Annotated in this window: 10 protein-coding genes and 1 pseudogene; 8 read left to right on the top strand and 3 right to left on the bottom strand. The window is 73.4% G+C overall.

The features are described 5' to 3' along the window. From FGF04_RS40005 to FGF04_RS11650, 6 genes and pseudogenes are all read left to right on the top strand, one after another. Positions 1–203 (top strand): annotated as a pseudogene (locus tag FGF04_RS40005) (M24 family metallopeptidase); the annotation flags it as partial. Next, a complete protein-coding gene (locus FGF04_RS11630) occupies positions 200–1,207 on the top strand; it encodes a thiamine pyrophosphate-dependent dehydrogenase E1 component subunit alpha (RefSeq protein WP_149511200.1) in 1,008 nt (335 codons plus the stop codon). The pseudogene FGF04_RS40005 and the gene FGF04_RS11630, both read left to right, overlap by 4 nt. Beyond that, positions 1,195–2,175 (top strand): alpha-ketoacid dehydrogenase subunit beta, encoded by a 981-nt coding sequence (locus FGF04_RS11635; RefSeq protein WP_149511201.1) that lies wholly within the window; start codon positions 1,195–1,197, stop codon positions 2,173–2,175. The genes FGF04_RS11630 and FGF04_RS11635 overlap by 13 nt, the downstream gene beginning before the upstream one ends. Before the next feature lie 42 nt (positions 2,176–2,217). After that, entirely contained in the window at positions 2,218–3,576 is a 1,359-nt protein-coding gene (locus FGF04_RS11640; RefSeq protein WP_149511202.1) for an amidohydrolase family protein, read from the top strand. Beyond that, positions 3,573–4,475 carry a cupin domain-containing protein gene (locus FGF04_RS11645; RefSeq protein ID WP_149511203.1) on the top strand — a complete coding sequence of 301 codons (903 nt, stop codon included), beginning with the start codon at positions 3,573–3,575 and terminating at the stop codon, positions 4,473–4,475. The genes FGF04_RS11640 and FGF04_RS11645 overlap by 4 nt, the downstream gene beginning before the upstream one ends. A gap of 24 nt (positions 4,476–4,499) precedes the next feature. After that, on the top strand, positions 4,500–5,225 hold the full coding sequence (locus FGF04_RS11650) for an SDR family oxidoreductase (protein WP_149511204.1): 726 nt from the start codon (positions 4,500–4,502) through the stop codon (positions 5,223–5,225). 68 nt (positions 5,226–5,293) lie between these two features. Here the strand turns inward: FGF04_RS11650 and FGF04_RS11655 are convergent, their stop codons facing one another. Both FGF04_RS11655 and FGF04_RS11660 read right to left on the bottom strand, forming a co-directional pair. Beyond that, complete coding sequence (locus FGF04_RS11655) at positions 5,294–5,965, bottom strand: endonuclease (protein ID WP_149511205.1); 672 nt, start codon at positions 5,963–5,965, stop codon at positions 5,294–5,296. Continuing rightward, a complete protein-coding gene (locus FGF04_RS11660) occupies positions 5,962–6,360 on the bottom strand; it encodes a DUF3140 domain-containing protein (protein ID WP_149511206.1) in 399 nt (132 codons plus the stop codon). Before FGF04_RS11660 ends, FGF04_RS11655 begins: the two co-directional genes overlap by 4 nt. 131 nt (positions 6,361–6,491) lie before the next feature. Here FGF04_RS11660 and FGF04_RS11665 point away from each other — a divergent pair, with 131 nt between their 5' ends. Continuing rightward, a complete protein-coding gene (locus FGF04_RS11665; protein WP_149511207.1) occupies positions 6,492–7,265 on the top strand; it encodes a sulfite exporter TauE/SafE family protein in 774 nt (257 codons plus the stop codon). Positions 7,266–7,419: 154 nt separating this feature from the next. Next, entirely contained in the window at positions 7,420–9,303 is a 1,884-nt protein-coding gene (locus tag FGF04_RS11670) for a glycoside hydrolase family 15 protein (RefSeq protein ID WP_149511208.1), read from the top strand. A gap of 39 nt (positions 9,304–9,342) precedes the next feature. On the opposite strand, the gene FGF04_RS11675 is transcribed toward FGF04_RS11670, so the two are convergent. Next, the gene (locus FGF04_RS11675) at positions 9,343–11,481 is read right to left on the bottom strand and encodes an MDR family MFS transporter (RefSeq protein ID WP_149511209.1); all 2,139 of its coding nucleotides are present in this window, start codon (positions 11,479–11,481) and stop codon (positions 9,343–9,345) included. Positions 11,482–11,537 lie beyond the last annotated feature (56 nt).

The raw sequence follows: 11,537 nt of genomic DNA on the forward strand, positions 1-11,537 counted from the left end.
AGGAGGAGCAGGTCGTCGTCCCCGCCGACGGGTGCGAGGTGATCACAAAGTTCCCGGCGGAGGAACTGCTGGTGGCGGGCCGAAGGTACTGGCCCGCCGGCGGCGCGCTCGACACCCGCCGCGAGGCCCAGTCGCACCTGAACACCCCCGAGGGCAGGGGCGACACCCTCCCCGGCGGCGGGAGCGGCGGGGGCGGGCGATGACCGGGGCCCGGGAGGCGGTCGCGGACCCGGACGCCACCGAACTCCTCGCGCTGTACGAGCAGATGGCCGTCGTCCGGCACACGGAACAGGCCGCGCACGACCTGTTCCTGTCCGGCCTGGTGAAGGGCACCACCCACCTCGCCGCGGGACAGGAGGCGGTGGCGGTCGGCGCGAGCGCGGCCCTGCGCGAGGACGACTACGTGTTCGCCACCTACCGCGGCCACCACCACGCCCTGGCCCGCGGCGCGACCCCCGAGGAGTGCCTGGCCGAACTCATGAGCCGCGCGAGCGGCCTGTGCGGGGCCAAGGGCGGCTCGATGCACCTCACCAAGGCGTCCGCCCACATGCTCGGCTCGTACGCGATCGTGGGCGCCCACCTCCCGATGGCCGTCGGCGCCGCCTGGTCGGCCCGGCTGCGCGGGACCGGGCAGATCGCCGTGGCCTTCTTCGGCGACGGGGCCACCAACATCGGCGCCTTCCATGAGGCGCTCAACCTGGCCGCGGTGTGGACCCTGCCCGTGCTGTTCGTCTGCGAGAACAACCTCTACATGGAGTACACCCCGATCGCCGACGTGACCGCCGTGGCCAGCCCCGCGGCCGACCGGGCGCCCGCGTACGGCATCCCCGGCGAGGTCGTCGACGGCAACGACGTGGTCGCCGTACGTGGGGCGGTGACCCGGCTGGCGGGCCGGGCCCGGGCCGGAGACGGGCCCGGCCTGCTGGAGGCGCGCACCTACCGCCACTTCGGCCACAGCCGCGCCGACCCGGCGGCGTACCGGCCCGCCGAGGAGGTCGAGCGCTGGCTCAAGCACGACCCGCTCGACGTGGCACGCGGCCGGCTCACCGGTCTCGGGGTGCCCGCCGGGGAGGTCGACGCGGCCGACGGGCGCGCCGCGGACCTCGTACGGGCGGCGGTGGAGGCGGCGAAGGACGCGCCCGCGCCCGATCCGGGCCAGGCGCTGACCGACGTGTGGGCCGACGGAGGTGCCCGGTGGCGGACGTGACCACCTACCGGCAGGCCGTCGCCGAGGGCCTCGCGCGGGAGATGCGGCGCGACCCGGCGGTGGTGTGCCTCGGCGAGGACATCGGCGCGGCGGGCGGCGTGTTCAAGACGACCGCCGGACTGTACGAGGAGTTCGGGCCGCGGCGGGTGTGGGACACGCCGATCTCCGAACAGGCCATCGTCGGGGCCGCGATGGGCGCCGCCATGACCGGGATGCGGCCCGTCGCGGAGATCATGTTCGCGGACTTCCTCGCCTGCTGCTGGGACTACCTCGCCAACGAGATCCCCAAGGTGCGGTACATGACGGGCGGGCAGGTGACCGTGCCGCTGGTGGTGCGCACGGCCAACGGCGGCGGCCTCGGCTTCGGCGCGCAGCACTCCCAGGCCGCCGAGAACTGGGCGCTCACCGTCCCCGGTCTGAAGATCGCGGCACCGGCCACGCCCGCCGACGTGACCGGCATGATGGCGGCCGCCGTCCGCAGCGACGACCCCGTGGTCTTCTTCGAGCACAAGGCCCTGTTCGCGGCCAAGGGCCCGCCCGCGCCGCCGGGCCACGTCGTCGAGCTGGGGGAGGCGGCCGTCGTGCGCGAGGGCGACGACGTCACGCTCGTGGCCCTCGCCGCGACGGTGCCCGTCGCGCTCGCCGCCGCCGAACGGCTCGCCGGGGAGGGCATCGGCTGCGAGGTGATCGACCTGCGCTGCCTCGTGCCGCTCGACGCGATGACCGTGCTCGGCTCCCTCGCGAAGACCTCACGGCTGGTGACCGTCGAGGAGAACCCCTACCAGGGCGGCTGGGGCGGCACGCTCGTGTCGATCGTCGCCGACGAGGGGTTCGGCCTGCTCGACGCCCCCGTGCGCAGGGTCGCCGCCGCATGCGTACCCCTGCCCTTCGCGGACGCCCTGGAGAGGGAGGTCGTCCCGACGGCCGACAAGGTCGTCACGACGGTCCGCGACCTCAGCACGTACTGAAACCGCTACGGAGACCGAAAGACCAGGGAGGCGAGTGGGGCGATGACCGACCGGATGCTCCTGCGCTCGGGCCACGTGCTCTCGATGGATCCCGCCGTCGGGGACCTGCCCGACGGCGACGTGCTGATCGAGGACGGGAGGATAGCCGCGGTCGCCCACGGCATCGAGGCGGACGCGGACGTGCTCGACATGACCGGCCGCATCGTCCTGCCGGGCTTCGTCGACACCCACCGGCACACCTGGGAGACCCCGATCCGCGGCTGCGCGCCGAACGCCACGCTCGACGACTACTTCGTCGACGTCCTGGACACCTTCGCGCCCGTGTACCGCCCCGAGGACGTCTACGCGGGCAACCTGGCGGGCGCGCTGGAGTGCCTCAACGCCGGCATCACCACCCTCGTCGACTGGTCCCACATCAACAACACCCCCGAGCACCCCGACGCCGCGGTCCAGGCGCTCGCCGAGACCGGCATCCGCGCCCAGTACGCGTACGGCAGCGCCAACACCTCCCTCGCCGAGTACTGGTACGACAGCAAGACCGCGATACCCGGCGACGACGTGCGCAGGGTGCGCGAGCGGCACTTCGCCTCCGACGGGGGCCTGCTGACCATGGGGCTCGCCACCCGCGGACCCGGGTTCTGCCTCGACGACGTCGTCGAGGCGGAGTGGCGGCTCGCCCGCGAGCTGGACCTGCCGCTCACCGTGCACGTCGCCATGGGACGGCTCGCCGGCCGCTTCGGGATGGTGCGGCGGCTGCACGGACTGGGGCTGCTCGGCCCCGACACCACCTATGTGCACTGCTGCCACCTCAGCGACGAGGAGTGGCGGCTGGTCGCCGACAGCGGCGGCACGGTCTCCGTCGCACCGCAGGTGGAGACCCAGATGGGCCACGGCTGGCCGCCCCTGGCGAAGGCGATCGAGCACGGCCTGCGGCCCTCCCTGAGCATCGACGTCGTCACCACCGTGCCCGGCGACATGTTCACCCAGATCCGCGCGGCCTTCGGCGCCGAACGGGCCCGGGTGAACGCCGCCTGCTGGGAGACCGACAGCCCGGTCCCCGACACCATGTTGACGGCGCGTCAGATATTGGTGGCCGCGACGGTCGACGGCGCACACGTCGCGGGGGTCGAGGACCGCACCGGTTCGCTGACCCCCGGCAAGCGCGCCGACGTCGTGGCGATCGACGCGACGGCCCTCAACGTCGCCCCGCTCGTCGACCCGGTCGCCGCCGTGACGCTGAGCGCGGACGTCTCCAACGTCGAGACCGTCATCGTCGACGGCGTCGTGCGCAAGCGCGACGGACGGCTGCTCGCCGACGTCGCCCGGGCCCGGCGCCTGGTCGAGGAGTCCCGCGACCGCCTCATGGCGGCCGTCGAGGCCCGCGGGGAGCGGCCGGCATGACCCGTCACGTGGTGCGCCGGGCGGCGGACCTCGCGTCCGCCGCCCCGGCCCCGCACCAACTTCCTTACTCTTGTGCGGGGTTCACGCGGCGCAGCGTCGTCGGCGAGGAGGACGGCTCCGTGCACACGGGCTTCGGCCTGTGCGAACTGGCGCCGGACGGGACGGTCGGCGCACACGTCCACGCCTACGAGGAGTCCTTCCACCTGCTCTCCGGCACGGTGGTCCTGGACACGCCCGAGGGCTCATACCTCCTGGAGGAGGGCGACTACGGGCTGCTGCCGACGGGCGTCCCGCACGCCTGGCGCGGCGCCGGGGACAGCGCCGCGCGCTGGGCCGACATGCTCGCGCCGGTCCCCAGGGCCCGCTACGGGCACGACACCCTGGCCGTACCGGAGCTGCCCGCCGGTACGCCGTCCCGGATCGACGTGCGCGACCCGCGCACCCGCTCCTTCGGGCACTTCGAGGCCGCCCAGATGGATCCGGGCAAGCAGTCCCAGGACCTGCTCGCGGTGTCGGCGAGCATGCGCACCGCCCTGCTCGTCTACAGCGGGATCACCGTCAAGCCGATGGTGGACGCCGACCTCGGCGCGGTCGCCTCGACGATGTTCATGGTGCAGTACGCGCCCGACGGCGTCGCGGGCGCGCACGACCACCCCTTCGAGGAGACGTACCTGATCGTCGAGGGCACCGTGGACGCCACCTTCGACGGCGAGCGGTACCGGCTAGCCGCGGGCGACGCCGCCTGGGCGGGCGCCGGCTGCGTGCACGGCTTCTCCCACGCCGGTACGGGACCGGTGCGCTGGCTGGAGACCCAGGCGCCGCAGCCCCCGGCGCGGCACTCCTACCGGTTCGCCCGGGACTGGGACCACCTGCGCGGGGTGCTGGAGGACAGGCGGTGAGCGGGGTGCGCCCGAGGAGGAGCCGTGAGCAGTAGTTCCGGCAGTAATGGCAGCAGCGTCGTCGTCATCGGCGGCACGGCCGGCATCGGCCTCGCGTTCGCCCGCGCCCGCGCGGCACGCGGCGACGAGGTCGTCCTCACCGGCCGCGACGCGCACCGCGCCGGCACGGTCGCCAAGGAGATCGGTGCGCGCGGCATCGCCCTGGACCTGTCCAGGCCGCAGGAGATCGGGCCCGCGCTGGCCGGTGTGGAGCGCGTCGACCACCTCGTCCTCGCCGGGGTCGCGCGCGACCGCAACACCGTCGCCGGGTACGACGTCGAGTCGGCGCTGCACCTCGTCACCCTCAAGCTCGTCGGGTACACCGAGGTCGTCCACACGCTGGCGCCGCGGATGCCGCCGACCGCCGAGAGCGCCCTCGTGATCTTCGGCGGGCAGGCCAAGGAGCGGCCCTACGAGGGCGCCACCACGGTCGCGACGGTGAACGCGGGCGTCACCGGGATGGTGCGCACCCTCGCCGCCGAACTCGCCCCGGTCCGCGTCAACGCCGTCCATCCCGGCATCGTCGGCGACAGCCCGTACTGGGCGGACAAGCCCGCCGAGGTCCTGGAGGGCTACCGCGCGCAGACCCCCACCGGACGGCTCGCGCGGATGCGGGACGTGGTGGACGCGGTGGACCTCCTGCTGCGGAACCCGGCCGTCAACGGCGTCGACCTGGCGGTGGACGGGGGATGGGGCTGGAGCCCGCGGTGAGTGAGCCGAGCCGGCCGTCCCTCCCGGACAGTTACGGCTACGGCTACGGCTACAGGTACGGGTACGGCTCAGGCGGTTCCGGACCGCGTTCCGTCCGCCCGCCGCAGGCAGTCGTCCAGCACCGTCCTGTCGAGCGCGGCCCGCACCAGCGCGGCCGCCAGGACGGCCGGCTCGGTGTCCCCGGCGAGTTCCAGCAGCCGGCCGGGCTCCTCGGGCAGCCCGAGCCGGGCCGCGCCCTCCAGGGCCTTCGCGTCGAGGCGGGGGCCGACCTCGGGCCACACCCGCTGCACCTCCCGCAGGAAGATGTCGACGCCCGCCGGGCCCAGCCCCGGCAGCTCTCGCAGCAGGCGCCGCAGTTCGTCCGTGTCGCCGTCCGCGGCCTCCCGCATCCGGCGCGGGTCACCGCCCCAGCGCTCCAGCAGCAGCCCGGCCCCGTCGCCGAGCTGGGTGGCCGTGCGCTCGTCGTAGCGCCGGTAGCCGCCCCGGCCCAGCACGTCCACCCGCTCCTGCCAGGACGCCCGGGCCATCCGGCGGGGATCGCGCAGCCCGGCGTCGTACAGGGCGCGGGTGGTGGCGAGGGCGACGGAGCCGCGGATACGGGCACCGAGCAGGCAGGCCATCACCAGGGTCCGGTACAGCGGCTGGGGCGTGTCGCGCAGCCGGATGCCCGCCTCCTCGGCGAACGTACGGCCGTGCCCGGCGACCAGGGCCGCCAGGACCCGCTCCGCCCCACCGCTCACGCCGGCGCCCGGGACGGGTCGTGGCCCAGCGTCATCAGCCGCTTGCGGCGCCGGGCCGCCGCGTCCTCGGAGGCGGCCCCGGAGCCCGTCCCGTCGCTCGCCCCGGCGCCTGCTTCTGCGTCCGTCCCGGTCCCTGTCCCGGCGTCCGTCTCGGCCGTGACGGTGTCGACCACCTCGTACATCACGTCGAGGTCCTCGTCGGTGAGGTCCACGCGCCGCTTCTGCAGGATCGCCAGCACGTGCTCGCCGGTGGGCGCGCCGTCGTGCTCCGGCGGCGGCACCGTCTCCTCGGACGCCTCGTTCACCTGTAGCCAGGCGGCCAGTTCCTGCGAGGTCATGTTCACCACGCGGTGGAACTCCTCCCACAGCGCGTCGAGCTCCAGGGCGTCGGCCATCGGTGTCCCTTCCGTCCGTCGATCCGCGCCCGTCCGAGTGCCCGGACCGCACCGGCGGAAACGCCCGGGGCGCCCACCCGGCGGGACGCCCCTGCCATGACCGGACAGATGGGCATAGCATCGGTCCCCGCATGGACACGATGACGCTCTGGCACGTAACCCCCTGGGAGTTCGCCGCCCTCGCCGCCGCGGCCCTGCTCGTCGGCTTCTCCAAGACCGCCGTGAGCGGCGCCAACACCGTCAGCCTCGCGATCTTCGCGGCGGTCCTGCCGGCCCGGGCGTCCACCGGGGTGCTGCTGCCGATCCTGATCGCCGGGGACGTGCTCGCCGTCCTCACCTACCGGCGGCACGCGCACTGGCCGACGCTATGGAAGCTGTTCCCCGCGGTCGCGGCGGGCGTGGTCGTCGGCACGGTGTTCCTGACGGCGGCCGACGACGCGATGGTGCGTACGTCGATCGGCGTGATCCTGCTGCTGATGGCCGGGGTCACCGTGTGGCGCCGCCGCAGGGCCGAGACGGAGGACGACCCCGACGCGGTGGCCACCCGCAGCGGCCGGATCAAGGCCCGCTCGTACGGGGTGCTGGGCGGTTTCACCACGATGGTCGCCAACGCGGGCGGCCCGGTGATGTCGATGTACCTCCTGTCCGCGGGCTTCCGCAAGCTCGGCTTCCTCGGCACCTCCGCCTTCTTCTTCCTGATCGTCAACGTCTCCAAGGTCCCCTTCAGCGTGGGCCTCGGCCTGATCGACGGCCGCTCGCTCCTGCTGGACGCGGCCCTGGTCGTCTTCGTCCTCCCGGGCGCCCTCCTCGGCAGATGGGCGGTGGACCGCATCAACCAGCGCCTGTTCGAACAACTGGTGATCGCGGCGACGGTCCTGGGCGGCCTGCAGTTGCTCCTGCGCTGAGCAGCGCACCCTCGCTGGGGGGCGCGCCCCCGAAGGGGCGCGGGGAACGGCGCGACCAGCCCAAACGGACCCGCGGATTCACCACTACCGAAACCGGCGGAGCCCTACGCTGAAAAGCGTCAGAAGCGCGTCCCCGCGACAGGGAGGCCGCCGCATGCCCGAGGCGTCCGGCCAGGAGTCACCGCAGCCGCCCGGCCACGAGCCACCGCCCGGCCACGAGCCGCCGCAGGCGTCCGCGTCCGCCCGCTACCTCCCGATCGCCGACCACGGCCTGATCGGCGACCTGCGCAGCGTCGCCCTCGTGGGCACCGACGGCACCATCGACTGGTACTGCTGCCCCTCCTTCGACGCGCCCAGCGTCTTCGCCTCGATCCTCGACGCGGACCGCGGCGGCTCGTTCGAGCTGACGGCCGCCGTCCCCGCCCGGACGAAGCAGTTCTACTTCCCGGACACCAACGTCCTGCTCACCCGCTTCTTCACCGACGACGGCGTCGGCGAGATCCAGGACTTCATGCCGGTGGACGGCGACACGACCGAGGCGGACCGGCACCGGCTGATCCGCCGCGTGCTGTGCGTACGCGGCTCGGTCCCCTTCCGCGCCCGGGTGGCCCCCCGGTTCGAGTACGGGTCCCGGCCGCACACCGCACGGCTCCACGACGACATGGTGGTCTTCGAGTCGGCGGACCTGTCGCTCGCGCTGACCTGCACGGAACCCCTCGAATGCGACGGGCTCGACGCGGCCGTGGACTTCAAGCTCCTGGAGGGCGAGTCCGCGGTCTTCGCGCTCGACCAGGTCAGCGGCGACATCGCGCCCCGCCGCTGCCCGCGCGCGGAGGCGGAGGACCTGTTCGGGGCCACCGTGGCCTTCTGGCGCGACTGGCTGACCGCCTCGAACTACCGCGGCCGGTGGCGCGAGATGGTCCACCGCTCCGCGCTCACCCTCAAGCTGCTCACCTACGCGCCGACCGGCGCGATCGTGGCCGCGGCCACGACCAGCCTGCCCGAACAGCTCGGCGGCGAGCGCAACTGGGACTACCGCTACGTCTGGGTCCGGGACGCCGCCTTCTGCGTGTACGCCCTGCTGCGCCTGGGCTTCACCAGCGAGGCCGAGCAGTTCATGGCCTTCACCGCCCGGCACATCAGCCCCGGCGACGGCCGCCCCACGGGCCCCCTGCAGATCATGTACGGCATCGACGGACGCACCGACCTGGACGAACGGGAGCTGCCCCACCTGGAGGGCTACCAGGGCTCCGCCCCCGTACGCGTCGGCAACGCGGCGGCCGACCAGCTCCAGCTCGACATCTACGGGGCGCTCATCGACTCGGTCTACCTCTACGACAAGTGGGCCCAGCCCATCTCCAGCGACCAGTGGGACGACATCTGCGCGCTGGTCGACTGGGTCTGCGCGCACTGGGACCAGCCCGACGAGGGCGTCTGGGAGACCCGCGGCGGCCGCAAGAACTTCCTCTACTCCCGGCTCATGTGCTGGGTGGCGATCGAGCGCGCCGTCCGGCTGGCCGCCCGCCGGGGGCTGCCCGCGGACATCGAGCGGTGGCGCGGCGCCCGCGACACGATCTACCGGCGGATCATGAAGAACTGCTGGTCGGAAAAGCGCCGGGCGTTCGTCCAGCACGAGGACGACGACGTCCTCGACGCCGCGGTGCTGATGATGCCGCTGGCCAAGTTCATCTCGCCCACCGACCCGAAGTGGCTCTCCACGCTCGACGCCCTCACCGAGGACCTGGTCTCCGACTCGCTGGTCTACCGCTACGACCCGAACGCGAGCCCCGACGGCCTGCGCGGCGAGGAGGGCACGTTCTCGATCTGCTCCTTCTGGTACGTCGAGGCGCTGACCCGGGCCGGCCGGCTCGACGAGGCCCGGCTGGCCTTCGAGAAGATGCTCACCTACGCCAACCACCTGGGCCTGTACGCCGAGGAGATCAGCCACACCGGCGAGCAGCAGGGCAACTTCCCGCAGGCCTTCACCCACCTGGCGCTGATCAGCGCGGCGTACAACCTGGACCGCGCCCTGGGCTGACGCCGCACGGCGGGCCGGTGCCGCGGCCCGGTTCTGCCCCTAGCGGCTGTCGGCGCCCGCCGCGGCCAGGGCCTTGCGGGGCGGCTCCGCCGGGGAACCGCTGGACAGGTCCTCGACCAGCAGGCGCTTGGCGATGCTGTCGAGGGCGGCGCGCAGCTCGTCGTCCGAGGGGCGGCCGAGGTCGTGCTCCACGCGGTCCGCCAGCCAGCCGGCCCACGCCTCACCGATGACACGGGCCTCGCGCGCGCCGGCCTCGGTGTGCATGAACAGACTGCCCTCCCGGGTGAGGTAGCCCTCCTCGACCATCCGCTGGAAGACCGGCACCAGGACCTCCGGGGGCAGGTGCCGACGGGCGGCGATCAGCGTGAGGCTCGCGTGACCGACCATCCGGGTGAACAGCTCGACCTGCATCACCGCCCAGGCCCCCGCGATGTCCAGCCGGGTGTCCGCCCCGACGACGATCCCGCGCAGGGTGTCGGGCCGCGTACCACCGATGATCTTCCCGACCGAGGCCTCCAGGCGCTGCCGGCTGCCGGCCGCCGACGGGGTCGCGAAACCCTCGCCCAGATCGGCGGAGCCCAGCCGCGCGCTGTCGCGCAGCTGCACCTGCTTGAGGAAGAGGGCGACCAGGAAACCGAGCAGCGCGACGGGCACCGTCCACAGGAAGACGGTCTGCAGCGTCTGTGCGTACGCGTCCACGAGGGGCGCGGCCGTCGACGGCGGCAGGTCGTGCAGCCCCTCCGGGCTGGTCGCGGCCCTGGAGACGGCCGCGGGATCGGCGCCGCTCGCCCGGACCGCCTCGGCGACCCCCTCCCGCAGGTTCGGCGTCAGCGTGTTGGCGTAGATCGTCCCGAAGACCGCGGTGCCGAAGGCGCTGCCCAGCGTACGGAAGAAGGTGACGCCGGACGTCGCGGTGCCCAGGTCGGCGTACTCGACGGTGTTCTGCACGGCGATGGTGAGCACCTGCATGGACAGCCCGATCCCGGCGCCGAGCACGAACATGTAGAGCGAGGCGAGCCAGGCGCCGGTCCCGCTGTCCATCAGGGAGAGCAGGTACAGACCGACGCCCATGACCGCCGACCCGACGATGGGGAAGATCCGGTAGCGCCCGGTCCTGCTCACCACGTTGCCGCTGAACACCGAGGCGATCAGCAGGCCGATGACCATCGGCAGGGTGCGCACGCCGGAGACGGTGGCCGAGTCGCCGTCCACGTACTGCAGGTACGTCGGCAGGAACGTCAGCGCGCCGAGCATCGCGAAGCCCACGATGAAGCTGAGGATCGAGCACACCGTGAAGACGGGGTTGCCGAACAGGCGCATCGGCAGCATCGGTTCGGCCGCCCGGGTCTCGACGAGGCAGAACGCCGCGAGCGCCACGACACCGCCGGCGAAGAGGCCGATGACGACCGGCGAGCCCCAGGCGTACTCGTTGCCGCCCCAGCTCGTCGCCAGGATCAGCGCGCTCGCGCCGATCGCGACCAGCGCGATGCCCAGGTAGTCGACGACCGGCCGGGACGGCGACTTCACCGCCGGGATCGTGCGGGCCGCGGCCACCACGACGAGGATCGCGATGGGCACGTTGACGTAGAACGCCCAGCGCCAGGTGAGGTGGTCGGTGAAGAGGCCCCCGAGCAGCGGCCCGATCACCGTGGCGACGCCGAACACGGCGCCGATCGCCCCCTGGTACTTGCCGCGCTCCCGCAGCGGGATCACGTCGGCGATCAGGGCCATCGCGGTGACCATCAGACCGCCCGCGCCGATGCCCTGCATGGCCCGCCAGGAGATCAGCAGCAGCATGTTCGAGGCCAGGCCGCACAGGAACGAGCCGGTGATGAAGACGACCGCCGACACCTGGAAGACGACCTTGCGGCCGAACAGGTCACCGAACTTGCCGACCAGCACCGTGGCGACGGTCTCCGCCAGCAGGTAGCTGGTGACCACCCACGACATGTGCTCCGCGCCGCCGAGGTCCGACACGATCGTCGGCAGCGCCGTGCCCACGATCGTCTGGTCCAGCGCGGCCAGCAGCATGCCGAGCATGATCGTCACGAAGACGACGTTGCGGCGGCGCCTGTCCAGCACGGGAGGCTGTGTGGCGGGTGCTTCGGCGGCGGGCGGCCCCGCGGTGTCGATGGTCGTCACACCGGCCAGCTTCACACCGGCGGGTGGGGTGTGCATGCGGGGCCCGTCCGCACGGGTGCGGCCCGTGGCCGCGGGGCCGCAGGGCCCCGGGG

Source organism: Streptomyces apricus (assembly GCF_008369065.1).
In the GTDB taxonomy this organism is placed as follows: domain Bacteria; phylum Actinomycetota; class Actinomycetes; order Streptomycetales; family Streptomycetaceae; genus Streptomyces; species Streptomyces apricus.